This window comes from Croceibacterium atlanticum (genome assembly GCF_001008165.2).
Classification (GTDB): domain Bacteria; phylum Pseudomonadota; class Alphaproteobacteria; order Sphingomonadales; family Sphingomonadaceae; genus Croceibacterium_C; species Croceibacterium_C atlanticum.
Genome location: NZ_CP011452.2, coordinates 1,563,090 through 1,579,030, shown reverse-complemented (window position 1 = coordinate 1,579,030; position 15,941 = coordinate 1,563,090). Strand labels below are relative to the sequence as shown.

13 protein-coding genes are annotated in these 15,941 nt (G+C 63.0%); 2 read left to right on the top strand and 11 right to left on the bottom strand.

Features of this window, described 5'->3' with window-relative positions:
• The first annotated feature begins 87 nt into the window (after positions 1-87).
• Both WYH_RS07485 and tilS read left to right on the top strand, forming a co-directional pair.
• Positions 88-1,038: a tetratricopeptide repeat protein gene (locus WYH_RS07485; RefSeq protein WP_235979026.1), complete on the top strand. Its 951-nt coding sequence runs from the start codon at positions 88-90 to the stop codon at positions 1,036-1,038.
• Positions 1,004-1,984 carry a tRNA lysidine(34) synthetase TilS gene (gene tilS, locus WYH_RS07480; RefSeq protein ID WP_082347895.1) on the top strand — a complete coding sequence of 327 codons (981 nt, stop codon included), beginning with the start codon at positions 1,004-1,006 and terminating at the stop codon, positions 1,982-1,984. The genes WYH_RS07485 and tilS overlap by 35 nt, the downstream gene beginning before the upstream one ends.
• Before the next feature lie 9 nt (positions 1,985-1,993).
• Here the strand turns inward: tilS and WYH_RS07475 are convergent, their stop codons facing one another.
• From WYH_RS07475 to WYH_RS07425, 11 genes are all read right to left on the bottom strand, one after another.
• A complete protein-coding gene (locus WYH_RS07475) occupies positions 1,994-2,731 on the bottom strand; it encodes a L,D-transpeptidase family protein (RefSeq protein ID WP_235979025.1) in 738 nt (245 codons plus the stop codon).
• 54 nt (positions 2,732-2,785) lie between these two features.
• Positions 2,786-5,563, bottom strand: coding sequence for a phosphoenolpyruvate carboxylase (locus WYH_RS07470; RefSeq protein ID WP_082347894.1), 2,778 nt, complete (start codon positions 5,561-5,563; stop codon positions 2,786-2,788).
• Between the two features lie 2 nt (positions 5,564-5,565).
• The gene (gene eda / locus WYH_RS07465; RefSeq protein WP_046903345.1) at positions 5,566-6,180 is read right to left on the bottom strand and encodes a bifunctional 4-hydroxy-2-oxoglutarate aldolase/2-dehydro-3-deoxy-phosphogluconate aldolase; all 615 of its coding nucleotides are present in this window, start codon (positions 6,178-6,180) and stop codon (positions 5,566-5,568) included.
• Positions 6,181-6,182: 2 nt separating this feature from the next.
• The gene (glk, locus tag WYH_RS07460) at positions 6,183-7,160 is read right to left on the bottom strand and encodes a glucokinase (protein WP_046903344.1); all 978 of its coding nucleotides are present in this window, start codon (positions 7,158-7,160) and stop codon (positions 6,183-6,185) included.
• Positions 7,157-8,986, bottom strand: a complete 1,830-nt coding sequence (edd, locus tag WYH_RS07455; RefSeq protein ID WP_046903343.1) for a phosphogluconate dehydratase — start codon at positions 8,984-8,986, stop codon at positions 7,157-7,159. Before edd ends, glk begins: the two co-directional genes overlap by 4 nt.
• Positions 8,979-10,412 (bottom strand): glucose-6-phosphate dehydrogenase, encoded by a 1,434-nt coding sequence (zwf, locus tag WYH_RS07450; RefSeq protein ID WP_046904923.1) that lies wholly within the window; start codon positions 10,410-10,412, stop codon positions 8,979-8,981. Before zwf ends, edd begins: the two co-directional genes overlap by 8 nt.
• A gap of 94 nt (positions 10,413-10,506) precedes the next feature.
• Positions 10,507-11,307: a transglutaminase-like domain-containing protein gene (locus WYH_RS07445; protein ID WP_046903342.1), complete on the bottom strand. Its 801-nt coding sequence runs from the start codon at positions 11,305-11,307 to the stop codon at positions 10,507-10,509.
• A 38-nt stretch (positions 11,308-11,345) separates the two neighbouring features.
• Positions 11,346-11,762, bottom strand: a complete 417-nt coding sequence (locus WYH_RS07440) for a secondary thiamine-phosphate synthase enzyme YjbQ (protein ID WP_046903341.1) — start codon at positions 11,760-11,762, stop codon at positions 11,346-11,348.
• Positions 11,763-11,864: 102 nt separating this feature from the next.
• A complete protein-coding gene (locus WYH_RS07435; RefSeq protein WP_053833446.1) occupies positions 11,865-12,059 on the bottom strand; it encodes a hypothetical protein in 195 nt (64 codons plus the stop codon).
• A gap of 17 nt (positions 12,060-12,076) precedes the next feature.
• Positions 12,077-12,418, bottom strand: coding sequence for a hypothetical protein (locus tag WYH_RS07430; protein ID WP_053833445.1), 342 nt, complete (start codon positions 12,416-12,418; stop codon positions 12,077-12,079).
• A 113-nt stretch (positions 12,419-12,531) separates the two neighbouring features.
• Entirely contained in the window at positions 12,532-15,867 is a 3,336-nt protein-coding gene (locus WYH_RS07425) for a TonB-dependent receptor domain-containing protein (protein ID WP_046903340.1), read from the bottom strand.
• Between the last annotated feature and the right edge of the window lie 74 nt (positions 15,868-15,941).

Below are 15,941 nucleotides of genomic sequence, written 5' to 3'. Positions count from 1 at the left end.
TCGTGCCGATTGCGGCACATGCGGCGCACCGTGAATTGGGAGGAACGCTTGCACATGGGTAAGGCGTGGATGACACCGCGTAAGGCAATGAGTGGTATGGTTCTGGCCGGGCTGGCCGCGGGGCTCGTCCCCACACAGGCCGCGGCGCAGGACGATTCCCGCCTGCGCAAGCTTGAGGCCGAAATCCGCGCCTTGCAGCGGGCTGTGTTCCCCGGCGGGGATTCCCGCTATTTCGAACCGGAAGTGGATACGTCCCGCGCGCAGCCGCAGCAGCCGCCCGTCGGCACGCCTTCCAGCACGGCATTGACCGATGTGCTCGCCCGGCTCGAAGCGATCGAGGCGCAGCTTGCGCGGCTGACCGCGCGGAGCGAGGAAAACGCCAATGCGATCATGCAGTTGAACGAAGAAATGGAGATGATGAAGAACTCCTCCGGTTCTTCCATCCCCTCCGGCTCTCCCTTGCCGCCCTCCGGCGCGACGTCTTCCGGATCGCGGCCGAGCGGCGTGATCCCCGTGCCCGAACAGGGCGGCGGCGAATTGCCGGCAGTCGCGCAAGGTGGATCGCAGCCCGCCAACGCACCGGCGCAGGCTGGCCCGAGCCCTGAAAGAGTGGCGGCGGTCAAGGCCATAGCCAAGCCGTCCTCCGGCGATGCCGGGGAAGACGAATATGTCTATGGTTTCCGCCTGTGGGATGCCAAATTCTATCCCGAGGCAGAACAGCAGCTGGCCCTGTTCCTTGAAAAATATCCGGATCATTGGCGTGCCAGCTATGGCCGCAACCTGCTGGGCCGGGCCTATATGGATGATGGCAAGCCGCGCGAAGCGGCGCGCTATTTCCTCGATAATTACCAGGCGGACAAATCCGGTGCCCGCGCGCCTGACAGCCTGCTCTATCTGGCGGAGGCGATGACGGCGCTGGGCGATACAAGCCGGGCCTGCATCGCCTTGGCGGAATTTGGCGATACCTATCCCGCGCTCGCCACGGGCAGGTTGCAGAAAGAATATGAAAACAACCGCGCCCGGGTCGATTGCAATTGAAGGCCCGCCGCGCGGCGCGGTTGATCGTTTTGCGCGGGCGCTGACGGCTCTCTGGCCCGAAGGCGGGCCGATCGGTCTGGCTGTATCTGGCGGGGCGGACAGCCTTTCCATGCTGCTGCTCGCCCATGCCGCAATCCCCGGCGGTTTCGAAGTGGCGACGGTCAATCATGGATTGCGCGCCGCCAGCGCCGGGGAATGCCGCATGGTGCATGGCCTTTGCGCCCAGCTGGCCATTCCCTGCAATGTGCTGGCAGTAGAGGTGGTGGCAGGCAATCTTCAGGCGAATGCGCGCGCCGCGCGTTATCGCGCGCTGGAAGGCTGGGCTCGTCAGCATGGGCTGGGCGCGGTGGCGACTGCCCATCAGTCGGATGATCAGGCCGAAACCTTTCTGATGCGCCTCGCAAGGGGCAGCGGCGTGGCCGGGCTGGCGGCAATCCGCGCACGCGGCACCGTGCCTGATGGCGACATGCCGCTGTTGCGGCCGCTGCTGGGCTTCACCCGTGAGGAATGCGAAGGGATCGTTGCCGGGGCGGGGCTGGATCCGGTTCGCGATCCGAGCAATGAGGATCAGCGTTTCGACCGGGTGCGGATGCGCCAATGGCTGGCCGCTTCGCCTTTGCTTTCTGCCGAAGCGGTGCGGGCAAGTGCGGCAAATTGCGCCGATGCCGCCGATGCGCTGCGCTGGGCGGCCGAGCGGGAATGGGCCGAACGGGTCGAACAGGGCGACCGCGAAATCCGCTATCGCCCGCAGGCCCCGCGCGCAATTGCCCTGCTGGTCGCGGAAAGGGCCGTGCGGCAATTGGGTGGGCAGCCGCGCGGAACTGCGCTGGCGGACCTGCTGGACCGCCTCGAAAGCGGGCAGGGCGGCAATCTGGCCGGGGTAATGGCGCGCCCGAAAAACGGGGAATGGATCTTCACGCCGGAACCGGAACGGCGCCCGGCCTGACCGCGCCGATCAGCTGGAAAGCGGCGTGCCGATACCGGCAGCGACGCCGCGTGTGATGATCACCCGGTCGCCCTTGCTGGCAATGGCGTAGAGGCGGGAGACGAAATCATCCGGAGCGCCGATGCAGCCATGGCTGGCATAGCCATTTTCCACTTCCGACCCGCCATGGATGGCAACGCCATCCCATGTTAGACGGAGGGTCCACGGCATGGGTGCATTGCCGTATTTCTCCGACACATTGTGCCGTTCCTTGGACAGGATCGGGAAAGTTCCGGTGGGGGTCGGATGTTCCGGCGTGCCCAGCAGAACCGCTGCCGCGCCGATTTCGTAACCATCGCGGAAGACGGAAAGAACGCGGGCTTCGAGATCGACTGTCATCACCAGCGGGCCTTCGGGCACGCCTTCATCGTCCCAATGCCATTCGCCATATTTGATCGGACCTTCGATCGGCAGGATGCGCTTGATGATGAAGGGGCTGTCCGCTTTCGGCTGGGCCTGCTGTTCGTCAGCAGGTGCGGGGGCCGTTTCGGCGTTGGGCTGGGCATCCACGATATCGCGGTTATCGGCCAGTGCTTCCTCTCCGGCGAACCACGCATTGGGATCAGCGGCGGAAGGCGCTTCTTCCGCTTCGGAGGAGCAGGCGGCCAGCAGAGCGGCGGCCGCCAAAGCCAGCATGGCGCGGGCGCCGAAGATTGATCCTGCCTTGGTCATCGGCGGCATATGTGGCGCGATATTGAAGAATTCCATCGTCCGGCCGCGCCTGTCCCGCCGCGATACGACCGGCCTCGCATTTGCGAATGCCTATCCATGGGCGCCGAAATGATTGGCGATGGTGGTGGTGATGCGCAGGGAAAGCTGGTGCGCCTTGTCGATCGGATCGATGAAATCGCGGCGTATCGCCTCGTAACCTTCATCCCCGCGATCCGGGAAATCGGTCGGCTGCGTAAGGTCGAAATCGTCGATCTTGGGAAAGCTGGTGGGGAAGGCCCGGCGTAGTTCAACCAGCGCATCGTCCACGCGCAGGGTGAAGATCATTTCCAGCACGTCTTCGCGAGAAATATCGTTCGCCCGGCTGAAGAGCGGGATGGAAACGGCCCGGATGAACATGTGCTGGAACAGCGCCAGGCGCAGTGCCTGGCTTACACCGATGGCCCGGCGCACATTCTCCCGGTCTTCCAGCGGGTTTTCATTGGGCACCATCGCCAGCAGGCGGTGCAGTTTCAGCGCATCCACCCGCAGGCGGGACGCAAGGCGGCGGAACACGCCGATCCGGTCATCCTTGATCAGATATTCCGCCAGTGCGCCGCAGGGTGCGGTCAGATGGCTTTCCGTGCCGCGATAGGGGCGGCTGGCCCAATAGGCGGAATTGAACAATTCGCCATAGGCGGCAACCGTCTTCACGCTGGCCAGCGCATTGGCCGCGCGGGCAAGGCGGATCAATTGCCGCCCACGTTCGCTTTCGCGCAGCAATGCGGCCAGGTCTTCATAATTGCCATCCGCCGCGCTGCCGATCCCGGCGATCACATTCACCGGATAGCCGAGCTGTTGCAGGATCGCATTATGCGGGATGGCGCGGATCTGCCGCAGGCTCATTTCGCGGTCGGCGGACAGATCCGACTGGCGGCGGGAAACCCGGCTGCCGGTGGAATTGAGCATACCCAGCCCGAAGGCGGTGATCGCCCGGCTATAAGTGCGGCTTTCCAGGTGATCACGCTGATGATCGCGGATCGCGCGATAGAAATCGAGGCTGAGATCGGTGCGGCGATAGAACGGATCCTTCGGCGCATCGGGATCGGTTTCTGCCGGACGAATCTGGGCGATCCGGGTCAGCGTGGCCAGCGCAAGTTCGGGCGTATCGAAGAACAGATAGCCATCGCCGCCCTGGAAGCTGACTTCCGGTTCCAGCCTGATGCCTGCCCGCACGAAACGCCGCCGGGACCACGGGCTGAGCGGCCAGGCCAGACGGTCGGCAAAGCTGGTGGGATGGGCGCCGCGGCCCATGCTTTCGCCATGCGTATCGAAGATCAGCGCGGCGACATCGGTCAGCCCGTTCTGTTCCATTGCCCGTGCCAGCCGGCCCTGTAACCGTTCGATTGCAAGGCTGGCGGGGATCTGCCCGACGAAGCGCCCGGCATCGGAAAAGCCGGTCTGGATCGCTACCCGCCCGCGTTGGCGGGCATAGTCGCGATAGATATCCTCCTCCAGCAGCGCATCGAGAAAACGGCCGCCATGTTCCAGCGCATTTTCCGTTTCGAACAGGGGGGAAATATCCACCTTGTCCTGAATGCCGAAGAGTTTGGCGAAATAGAGCGCGGCCAGAACGGTTGCCGGTTCTTCGCATTCTGCGATCAGCATGCGGATCGGGGTGTCGGCATCCACGTGTTGCAGGATCTGCGCCATGGCCAGAAACTGGCGGATTGCCGTGCTGCTTTCGATCGCCAGCGCGGCGAAGTTCGATTTCAGCGGCTCCACCTGTTCTATCGCCTTGCGCAGATGGACGATGGCGCCCTTGCTCGACAGGTCGATCTGGCTGTCCGGGTCAAGCCGGCGGCGGATCGCATTATGCAATTGCTTGGAATTGACGCGGAAATGGATCCACCCCATTCCCAGCCCATCGGCACGCATGGCTGCGGCCAGGGTTTTCAGCCGGACCCCGCGTTCCCCGCCGCAATCCTTCGCTTCCGTTTCCAGCGCATCGATATGGCGTTTGAGCGACAGGACCTGCCGCGGATCATTGGCGGTCAGCCGGTTGGCCGCGACTGACAGGGCCGCCGGGTCGGACAGGTCGGCGGCGAAATCATGCGCCCGGTCTGCGGCATAGGCTGCTGCCGGCTGCAATTCGCGCAGCAGCGGATGATTGGCGTCGATCTCTTCCAGCGTGGCGACATAGCGGCCGAGCCGCTGCGCCTTTTCAGCCAGGCGAAAACCGATGGAATTGGCCCAGGTAATATCGGTCCGCCCATCCATGTCGTAACCGACCCAGCTGGCGAAGCGGAAGGGCAGGGGGGCCAGATCGCTCCATTCCTGCGGCCATTCCTGCTGCGCGTGGGTCAGCACTTGCGACACGATCCGGTCGCGCGCGTCCTGCGCATTGGCGATCGCCTTCATCGCCTCCGCATGTTCATGGGACAGGGTGATTTGCGGCCGTTCCGATGTGGCGGTGCACACGCTTTCGTCGATCGCATCGTCGCTGCTGGCGGCTTTCGCCACGGCTTCGGTCTGGTTCGGGGACAGCAGGAAGGTCGGATGCGCGGTGAATACGGCGTGCAATTGCGGGCTTTCCCAACGCTTGCGAAAGGCCGCAAAATCATCCTCCGCGAAATCGTGCCGCAATGCCGCGTCATTTGCGGAAGGCGTGACCGGGGCAACAAGATTGCGCAGTCTTTCGGCCCGCGCGGCCAGCGCATCGCATTCCAGTTCCGCTATCAGCCTGTCGCAATCGAACAGCGTCATCTCCCCGCTTTCCAGCAGGCGGGAAAGATCGAGGGAGAGCTGGAATACGGGATTGAAGAGCGGCGTCTCCTCCGTCCGTTTATGCAGGCTCTGCAGGCGTTCGGTGAGTTCGGAGACGGTCTTCAATGTCACGTGGTGAGCCCCGCTGCCTCTCGGGCCAGTTTCTCGATCTCGGATCTGTTCGGCTTGCCCCTGGGGGCGATCCAGCTTCCACCCACGCAGAGCACGGGATCGAGCGCCAGCCAGTCCGGCGCCGTTGCGGCGGAAATGCCGCCGGTCGGGCAGAATCGGCACTGGCCGAACGGCGCGGCCAGCGCCTTCAGCGCTGGAATGCCGCCCGCCGCCATGGCCGGGAAGAATTTGAAATGGGTCAGGCCCAGATCCAGCCCGCGCATTATATCGCCCGCAGTGGCCGTGCCGGGCAGGAAAGGTACGCCCGCTTCCAGTGCGGCCTTGCCCAGCGGTTCCGTCAGGCCCGGAGAGACGATGAATTCGCTGCCCGCAGCCAGCGCCTGCTCCAGCTCTGCCGCATTGGTGACTGTGCCTGCACCGACGATCGCACCTTCCACCTGCTTCATTTCACGGATCGCATCCAGTGCCGCCGGGGTGCGCAACGTCACTTCCAGCACGCGCAATCCGCCTGCAACCAGCGCTTCGGCCAGGGGCAGGGCATGGGCCGCATCGTCGATCACCAGAACGGGGATGACGGGGGCGGTGCGCATGATGTCACCGATTGCATTCATATTCAGGCTGCTCCGAGATGTTCGTGGGCGAAGGCGGCCGCGGCGCCGAACAGGCCGGGTTGCGGATGGACGATCAGCTTCACCGGAAGGCTGGACATAAATTGTTCGTAACGGCCCTTGAAACGGAAGCGGCCGGCAAAACCGGATCGCGGCAGGCGTTCGCGCAGGCGATAGCCGAGCCCGCCCGCAATCACGACTGCACTTGCACCATGGCCGAGGGCGAAATCCCCGGCCACGCCGCCCAGTGAAAGGCAGAAACGGTCCACCGCCGCCGTGGCCAGCGCATCTTCCCGGTCAATGCCGAGCTGCCAGATGCGGCGATCTTCCATTTCCGGCACGGCGCGCTTTTCCAGCGCGGCCAGCGCTTCGTAAATGGCGACGATGCCGGGGCCGGAGACGACCCGTTCCACCGAAACGCGGCGATGCTGCTGGCGCAGGCGCTGCAGGATCAGATCGTCGATATGGTCGATGGGCGGAAAATCGACATGGCCACCTTCGGTCGCCTGTACGTGATATCCGGTGGCGAAGCGGTGGAAATGGGCGACGCCCAGCCCGGTGCCGGGGCCGATCACGCTGATCGTACCCCTGTCGGGCAGGGGCGTTTCGGGGCCGGTCAGGTGGATGAAGGCATCTTCCGGCGCCCGCGCCACAGCGTGGGAAACCGCAGCGAAATCATTGATGACGGTGACTTTTTCGAGCCGCAATTGTTCATCCAGCGCGCCCGTGTGCAAGACCCAGCTATTATTGGTCATGCGCACGGTTTCGCCGGTCACGGGCCCCGCAATGGCGATTGCCGCCGCATTGGGAACCGGCTTGTCGCAGCGGCGGGCGAATTCTGCCCACGCGGTTTGCAGGCTGGCGAAATCATCGGTCTTCAGCGTGACCGGTTCCTGCAGGTCGATCCTTCCATCCGAAGTCACGCTCGCCAGGGCGAAGCGGGCATGAGTCCCGCCGATATCGAGGGCGACGAGATCCGTCACAGGCCAGCCATCGCAAGCATTGCCGAACCACCTTTCTCCGCTTCGTCCGCATTGGCGCGGAACATGCCGAATAATTCGCGGCCCATGCCCTGTGCCGGCTTGGGCGCTGCTGCCGGTTGGCGCGAGGATAGGTCGGCGGTGGTGGAAAGCGTGCCATCCTCGGCCGAAAGGCGCACGATGTCGCCATCGCGCAGATAGGCCAGCGGGCCCCAATTGCCGCCGCTGTCGCCCAGCGCCTCGGGGCTGACATGGATGGCTGCCGGAACCTTCCCGCTGGCGCCCGACATGCGCCCGTCTGTGACCAGCGCGACCTTGTATCCGCGATCCTGCAATACGCCCAGCGGTGGGGTCAGCTTGTGCAATTCGGGCATGCCGTTGGCGCGCGGGCCCTGAAAGCGCACGACCACGATCACGTCCTTGTCCAGCTCTCCGGCGGCGAAGGCCTTTGCCACCTGCGCCTGATCGTCAAAGACGCGGCATGGCGCCTCGATCGTCCAGCGTTCGGGCTGGACCGCGCTGGTCTTGAAACAGGCGCGGCCGAGATTGCCTTCGACCAGCCGCATCCCGCCTTCGCTCTGGAACGGTTCGCTGGCCGGACGTAGCATTTCCGCGTCGCCCGACGGCCCGACATCGCGCCACGCGACCTTTTCGCCATCCAGCCAGGGTTCCTGCGCATAGGCAGACAGATCACCGCCGCCGACAGTCATGATATCGCGATGGGCAAGTCCGGCATCGAGCAATTCGCGGATCACGAAGCCCATGCCGCCAGCGGCGTGGAAATGGTTCACATCGCCCGATCCATTGGGATAGACGCGGCAGAGCAGAGGTACGACCTTGCTCATTTCCGCAATATCGCCCCAGTCGATCTGCACGCCCGCGGCACGGGCGAAAGCGGGAATATGGATCGCGTGATTGGTCGATCCGCCGGTTGCCAGCAGGCCGATGGCCGCATTGATGATGGCCTTTTCATCCACGCAATGGGCCAGCGGGCGATAATCATCGCCATCCCGCGTGATGGCGGCCAGCCGGTGGACCGCGGCGCGGGTCAATTGCTTGCGCAGCCCGCTGTCCGGCGTGACGAAGGCGGCGCCCGGCATATGCAGGCCCATCATCTCCATCATCATCTGGTTGGAATTGGCCGTACCGTAGAAGGTACAGGTGCCGGGCGAATGATAGCTCTTGCTCTCGCTCTCCAGCAATTCGGCGCGGGTCGCCTTGCCTTCGGCGTAAAGCTGGCGGACCTTCTGCTTTTCCTTGTTGGCGATGCCGCTGGGCATCGGGCCGCTGGGGATGAAGATCGTGGGCAGCCAGCCATAACGCAGCCCGCCGATGAGCAGGCCGGGCACGATCTTGTCGCAAATGCCCAGCATGGCCACGCTGTCATACATGGCGTGGCTGAGGCCGACGGATGCCGCCAGCGCGATGACATCGCGGCTGAACAGGCTCAGTTCCATGCCATCCGCGCCCTGCGTCACCCCGTCGCACATGGCGGGTGTTGCGCCCGCCACCTGCGCCGTGGCGCCCACTTCGCGGGCATAGATCTTCATCTGCGGCGGGTAGGCGCCATAAGGCTGATGGGCGGAAATCGTATCGTTATAGGCGCTGATGATGCCGATATTCGGCCCCCGCCTCGTGGCGATGCTTTCCGCATCCTCACCCGCCGCGGCGAAGCCGTGCGCAAGATTGGAGCAGGGCAGGGCGGTGTTACGGTCCCGATGCCGTTCGCCCTCTATCTCCATCAGTTCCAGATAGGCCCTGCGGCCGGGGCGTGATCGTTCGATCACCCGGTCGGTCACGCGTTCGATGACTGGATGCAGTTTACTCATGCCAGCTTACCCCGTCCCGCTCGGTCAGGGCGATGGCCGCGCTCGGCCCCCAGCTGCCGGCGGTATAGCTTTTCGGGGTCAGCCCCTCCTTCTTCCATTCGCCACGGATCGCGTCGATCCAGTTCCATTGCGCCTCCACCTCGTCCCGGCGGACGAACAATGTCTGGTCGCATTCGATCAGGTCCAGCAGCAGCCTTTCATAAGCGATGCGGCGGTGCTGGCCGGTAAAGGCATCGGGCATGGAAATTTCCAGCGGGACGGAGCGCAGGCTCATCCCTTCGCGGTCCAGCCCCGGAACCTTGGCCATCAGCGACAGGGTGATGTTTTCTTCCGGCTGGATGCCGATAACCAGGCGGTTGGGCACGGTCCGCGTGCCGTTGAAGATGGAATGCGGGATCGGGCGGAACTGCACGACGATTTCGGTCACGCGCCGGGGCATTCGTTTGCCCGTGCGCAGATAGAAGGGCACGCCCTTCCAGCGCCAGTTGTCGACATGGGCCTTCAGCGCCACGAAGGTTTCGGTATTGCTTCCACGGCCCAGTTCTTCGTCATAACCGGGCACGATCGCGCCGCCCACGGCGCCCCCGCGATACTGGCCGGTCACGCTTTCGCCCGGCCCGATCGGGCGCAACGCGCGCAGGACCTTCACCTTTTCATCGCGCACGGCGCTGGCATCGAAACTGGTGGGCGGTTCCATCGCCACCAGCGCCAGCAATTGCAGCATGTGGTTCTGCACCATGTCGCGCAGGGCGCCCGCTTCGTCATAGAAATCGACGCGGCTTTCCAGGCCCACCGTTTCGCCAACGGTGATCTGCACATGTTCGATATAGGAGGAATTCCATAGCGGCTCGAACATCACATTGGCGAAGCGCAAGGCGATCAGATTCTGGACGGTTTCCTTGCCCAGATAATGATCGATACGGAAAATCCGGCTTTCGGGAAAAGCTTCCGCCACGGCATCGTTGATTTCGCAGCTGGATGCCAGATCCACGCCCAGCGGCTTTTCCAGGCTGATGCGCGAACCTTCGCCTGTCAGCCCGGCTGTTTGCAGGCCCTTGATAGTGGTTTCAAACAGGCTGGGCGCGGTGGACAGGAAGATGGCTAATTGCCCGCCGGGGCCGCCGACCTTTTCCGCCAGGGCGGAAAATCCGGCCGGATCCTTCACGTCCAATTGCTGATAACTCAGGCGGTTGAGGAAATCCGCCGTGCCGCCGCGGCGATTGGCGGGCATGAATTTTTCCAGCGCCCCGCGCGCGAAATTGCGGAATTCGCTGTCCGTCATTTCCGAACGCGCGGTTCCCACGATCCGCATATCGGGTTCCAGCAGGCCGTCAGAATGAAGGGCGCAGAGCGAGGGAAGCAGCATGCGCTGGGCAAGATCCCCGGTCGCGCCGAACAGCAGCAAAGTGTTGGCTGTTGAACTCATGAAATTGCGTCTCTGCGCGGTGAATACATCCATCAGACCTTTTGTTCGTACCCCGTTATGCTGCACTGCGTCAGGCCTTGCGGCAAGGGAAAGATCAGCCGCGCCTGCGGACCGATACCTGCTGGTTGCCGAATTGCGTCGGGCCGAACACAGTCATGAAGCTGACATCGGCCGCATCGCGCCCGACCCCGATCTTCACCGCATCATCCGGCCCTGCCATGCGTGTTGCATCGACAATATACCATGCTCCGCCGCCAGGAATATCCGGATCTTGCAGAAATACTTCTGCCACAGCGTGAAAATCGGCCGGATCGACCTCTGGCGCATAGACGCTGACATATCGGGCGGGAATTTCCGATGCCCGGGCGAAGGACACCATCAGATGTGCATAGTCGCGGCAGATGCCGCGCCGTTCCACGAAACTGTCCAGCGCGGTGGTGTTGCTGTCGCTCGTGCCGGGCTGATAGCGGATCTTGCGCGTGATCCAGTCGCGCATGGCCAGCACGCGCCGGCCGCCCGTCTTGCCGCCGAATTCGGCCTCCACGAAGGATTGGAACCGGGTTGCCGCGCAATATCGTGAATCGAACAGATATTGCACGGTTTCCGCCGGGAGGTTGTGCGGGTCCAGCCGGCCAAGATCGTCCAGCCCCGCCTGCATCCGTTGCAGGCCGATCCGGGCGGAATAATGGACGTTGAACTCCCCCTGGCAACGCAGCCAGATCCGTTCCCCGATATTGTCCTGTGCGGCGACGCGGGCGATATGCTCCGCCGGATCCATCCGCGTCTCGCAGGACAGGATTTGCTGTTCCGGAATAGCCGCCGCCTCGAATTGCAGCAGCATGTCGGTGCTGGCTTCGGCGGTGAAGGAAAAACTGCTCTCGATCTCGATCTGCATACAGGTCCGCAACGCGCCGCAAGGCCGTGGGTTTCGTCTTACTCCCCGATTATGTGCACCACGATATTGCGGCGGTGGGACATGCTGCGATGTTCCACCAGATAAATGCCCTGCCAGGTGCCCAGCGCCATGCGCCCGCCCGATACCGGAACGGTCAGGCTGTTGCCGGTCAGCATCGACTTGATGTGGGCGGGCATATCGTCCGGCCCTTCATCGTCATGTTCGTAATGGCTGCCTTTGGGCACAGCCTTGTCCAGCCACCGCAGCAAATCGCGCCGCACGGCAGGGGCCGCATTTTCGTTGATCGTCAGCGATGCCGAAGTGTGGCGGCAGAAAATCGTCACCAGCCCGGTGACGATGCCTGTGCCGCGCAGCCAGTTGTCGATCTCGTCGGTAATTTCAACGAGGGTGGCCCCTCCGCTCGATACGCCGAAGCTGGTTTGTTCCTGTCTCATGCGCGCCCGTATAACGGCGGCTGGCCATGGGCGCGAGACGTTCGGGTGTCGGCGCAGACAGCGGACTGAACAGGCTGCCGTGGAGCCGAGCAGGAATGACGCCTACTGAATGCGTTTGACGCGGACGCCGGGCTGGCCGGCATAGCGGAGCATGAAGCTCCCCAGTGCGGCGCGGCTGATCTCCACGGTGGAGCCGCGCCCCGGCGGATTGTAGGAGAAGGGGACGGCTTCCACGAATTCCCACCGGGCGCCATCCTCCAGCGTCAGCAGGTAAATGCCGGGGGAACGCCTTTCCACCGATGTCAGGCGTGCCTTTATTGATTGCGGGCGCTGGTCCCTCCCGTCCCCGGCCGTCTGTCTCTGGCGCACGCTCTGGGCGCCGAAGCCGCCCGGCTCGACCGGGGCAGGGGTGCCGGAGTGGCGACCCGTTCCGAGGGGGATGCACTCTCGGCCTGTCCATTGATCAGCTTTTCCGCGCCAATCGTATTATCATAGCAGGCGACGCGTGCGGCCATGTCCCCAATCCTGGCGCATTCGCGCATGATCCGCACGATCGCTTCGTAATCGGTGGGCTGCGCCGCCCCGGGCGTGGCGCCGGCCAGAAGAATGGCCGAAATGCCGAACGTGCCGATGCTGCATCCTGTTTTCGAAATCATGCCTGTCCGTCCTGCAACGAGCAGTGGCGGCAGGTCCTTTTGCACTGGGAGGGGACCCGCCGCCACTGTGGCGGACCCGGCGGCCAGCTTGCCGGGCCCGCTTCCTGATTGGCCTAGAGCTTCACATTCACCGCCAGGAAGAAGCGGCGGCCGAGAACGTCGTACTGGCTGGGATAATAGGGGTTGGCGGCCCGGCCGAAGCGCGGCGTGCCGTCCCCGATGACGTCATCGGTGAAATAGCCGACATAGGGCGGCGACTTGTCGAACAGATTGTCGATACCGCCCCGGATGGTCACATTGTCCGTGATTTCATAACGGCCTGTCAGGTTGAACAGGTCGTAGGCCGGGGCGCCGGCGACATTGGTTGTTTCATTGGTCGCTGCCGCAACGGAATCGATCGAGGGCTTGTGCTGCCATTGCAGGGCAATGGTGGCCGGGCCGACCGAATAGTTGAAACGGGTGAACAGCTTCCAGCGATAGGAACCGGACTGCGTGCCGACTTCGCCGCCGCCCAGCGTACCGGCATAATCGGTCAGCGGGATGGCCACCTGGTCCGGCGTGGTCGCGAACCTGTCCAGATAGGTGAAGTTCACATTGGTGGAGAATGTGCCGGGAATGCCGATGCCCACATCCTCGAATGTGATGCCCCAATCCATCTGCACATCGACACCGGATGTTTCGACCGCGCCCTGATTGTCATAATTGACGGTGATGACCTGGACATTGCCGTCGGTATTGTCCCGCTCGATCCGGGCGCAGGCATCGTTCATTTCGAAATTCGGGTTGAATTCCGTCGTGAAGCACTGGCGCAGCACCGAATCCAGGCCTTGCTGCGATATGCCGTCGGTCAATTCGATATTATAATAATCGACCGAGAGGCGAAGCCGCCGCAGCCACGGATTTTCGCTGGGCGAGGTGATGACCGCACCGATCGTATAGGTCTTGGCGGTTTCTTCCTGCAGGCCATTGGCGCCTGCCAGAAGCGAGGTGAAATATTGCCCGCCAAGGAGGAAATCGTCCCGCCCTGACGCGTAATATGTGGCTGCCGCATCTGCGCCCATCATCTGTTCGCACAGGCCGCGCACCTGGGCCGCCGTGCCATTGTCATTGGCATCCGGATTGGCGGAATAATTGCCATAGAGCAGCGGCGACGTGTTGTTTTCCAGCGAACAGGGATCGCCATCGCGGGCATAGGACAATTGGTTGGTCCGCGCCGTGAACAATTCGCCCAGATTGGGCGCGCGGCTGGCCTTCTGATAACCGCCCCGGAAGCGCAGCCAATGGGTTGGCGCCCATTCGCCATTGATCTTGTATGTGCCGATCGTGCCGACTGAATCGTAATCCGACAGGCGATAGCCGAGTTCGAGATTGAGATCTTCGACAAAGGGCATGTCGGACAGGACCGGGATCAGCAATTCGCCGTAAAGTTCGCGGACCGCCGTCGATCCTTCCGTGCTCGCCTGCGGGAAGGTAGTCGTCGTTTCGTAAAAGGAAGAACCTTCGAAGGCTGAACTGTCGGAAGTGAATTCGATCGAATTCTTCCGATAGGCAGCGCCCAGGGCGAAGCGCAACTGGCCGCCCGGCAGTTCGAACAGGCCACCCTGGAGGTTCGCCTCCACGAGCTCCTGCGCGATGCGGTTTTCAAATTGCAGGTCAGCGCTGGTGGCCGTGTCGCAATCGGAACTGAAGGCGGAGTCGGGGATGAACACGCTCAGCCCTGTTTCGCAGCTGGCGGTGGAACCGTAACGCGCGCCATTATTGCCCAGGGCAAAGAAATTGCGACCGTAATTGGGCGAGGTCAGGATCGTACGGAACCGTTCGAGCGAGACCAGCCCGACGAGATTGGTCTTGGCGACCGTTTCGCCATGCGAAGCGATCACGTCCCAGGTGAAATCGGTGCCGGGGATTTCGCCTTCGAAACCGAGCTGGATCTGGAAAGTGTTGTTGAAAGTGTTCACGCCGCGGCGCCCGAAGGCATCGAGCGAATAGTTGGACATCCAGGGCGCATCCGGATCGTCGCGGCTGTTCAGCAGCGTGGCGATATTGCCCGGAACGGGGAAGACTTCCCTGTTGGTGCAACCGCCGACCGGGCCGCAATTGAGCCCGTAACGGCCCCCGGCCATGAAATCGGGATTGGTCGGGTTGTCGGTCAGATCGTTCGGCGTGCCATCGGGCAGGACGGACGATATCTTGAAATTGGCCGTTTCCGGCGCATAGGGGCTGCCCGTGTAGATCTCGTCATCATACGGGATTTCCGTGCCCGTGGAGGACAGCAGGACCGTGTTGAAGGAAACCGACCGGGTTTCCGTCCGCGCGAAATAGGCCTGGCCGACAAAGCTCAGCCAGTCATTGATCTCGTAATCCCCCTTCGCGAAGAAGGAATAGCGATCCTGCGGTGATGACAGGATACGGTCCGGATTGTTCTGTTCCAGCAGGCCCGTATCCAGGATCTTGCGGGTCAGCCCATTATCCGTGCCGCCCTGATAGTTGAGCAGCAGCGGGTAATAGACATCGTCGATCGTGACCGAATTGTTCACCCACAGCGAACCGTCATCGTTGAAATAGACGGCGGAGGTGCCGGGCACGGCGACCGGGGCGTTCGGGAAGAAAGATGTCAGCACGTCTTCGTCGAACGGGTTGGAGCCTGCCGTCGAGACATAGTTTTCGGACAGGAAGAACTCTTCCCCGCGAACCGTCGGATCGGCCCGGGCGCGGCGATAAGCCTTGCGATCCTGCCGCAGCAGTTCTTCGCGCTTGTAATATTCCATGCCCAGCAACACCGAGCCGCGGCCATTGTCCAGTGAAGTGCCGACAAGGCCGGACAGGCGATATTCCTCGCCCCCGCCATCGGGCGAGAAGCTGACCTGCCCATCGAAATCGACGCCGGTGAAATCGTCCTTCAGGATGAAGTTCACGACACCGCCCACGGCATCCGCGCCATAGGTGGAAGATGCGCCGCCAGTGATGATTTCCACCCGCTGGATGGCGGCGGAAGGGATGGAGTTGATGTCGATCACGCCAGTGCCGTTGATCGGCGTGGCGCGGCGGCCATCCAGCAGCACCAGATTGCGGTTGGAACCGAGCTGGCGGAGGCTGACAGTCGAAATGCCCGGCGTGCTGTTTGCATTGGGCTGGATATCGGCAGTGTCGAACTGCGTCAGCGCCGGGCTGAATTGCGGCAGCTTGTTGAGATTGGCTTCCAGGTTAACCGCGCTGCTCTGTTCGATGATGTCGGAATCGACTGTCACGATCGGACTGGTGGCGGTGTAATCCGGCCGCGCGATGCGCGAACCGGTGACGATGATCTGCGTCGGCGTCTCGCTTGCCGCTTCGTCCTCGTCCTCTCCCTGCGCTTGCTGCGCGAAGGCTGGTGTCGCCATCGCGATGCCGCCGGCTGCACCAGCCAGCAGCAGCGCCCTGAACAATTCCTCTCTCTTCTGCATTGTCATGACACTCCCCAGTCATGGCGCTTCCCCGCAGGCCTTGGTTTTGCGGATGCAGGTTGCGCCTGATTATCCGTCGG

Bases quoted from the DNA above. Each gene is read 5' to 3' on its own strand.
- WYH_RS07440 (WP_046903341.1), bottom strand. From the start codon at position 11,762: ATGAGACAGGAACAAACCAGCTTCGGCGTATCGAGCGGAGGGGCCACC.
- WYH_RS07485 (WP_235979026.1), top strand. From the start codon at position 88: ATGAGTGGTATGGTTCTGGCCGGGCTGGCCGCGGGGCTCGTCCCCACA.
- WYH_RS07430 (WP_053833445.1), bottom strand. From the start codon at position 12,418: ATGATTTCGAAAACAGGATGCAGCATCGGCACGTTCGGCATTTCGGCC.
- edd (WP_046903343.1), bottom strand. From the start codon at position 8,986: ATGAGTAAACTGCATCCAGTCATCGAACGCGTGACCGACCGGGTGATC.
- eda (WP_046903345.1), bottom strand. From the start codon at position 6,180: ATGAATGCAATCGGTGACATCATGCGCACCGCCCCCGTCATCCCCGTT.
- WYH_RS07425 (WP_046903340.1), bottom strand. From the start codon at position 15,867: ATGACAATGCAGAAGAGAGAGGAATTGTTCAGGGCGCTGCTGCTGGCT.
- zwf (WP_046904923.1), bottom strand. From the start codon at position 10,412: ATGAGTTCAACAGCCAACACTTTGCTGCTGTTCGGCGCGACCGGGGAT.
- tilS (WP_082347895.1), top strand. From the start codon at position 1,004: ATGAAAACAACCGCGCCCGGGTCGATTGCAATTGAAGGCCCGCCGCGC.
- WYH_RS07445 (WP_046903342.1), bottom strand. From the start codon at position 11,307: ATGCAGATCGAGATCGAGAGCAGTTTTTCCTTCACCGCCGAAGCCAGC.
- WYH_RS07475 (WP_235979025.1), bottom strand. From the start codon at position 2,731: ATGGAATTCTTCAATATCGCGCCACATATGCCGCCGATGACCAAGGCA.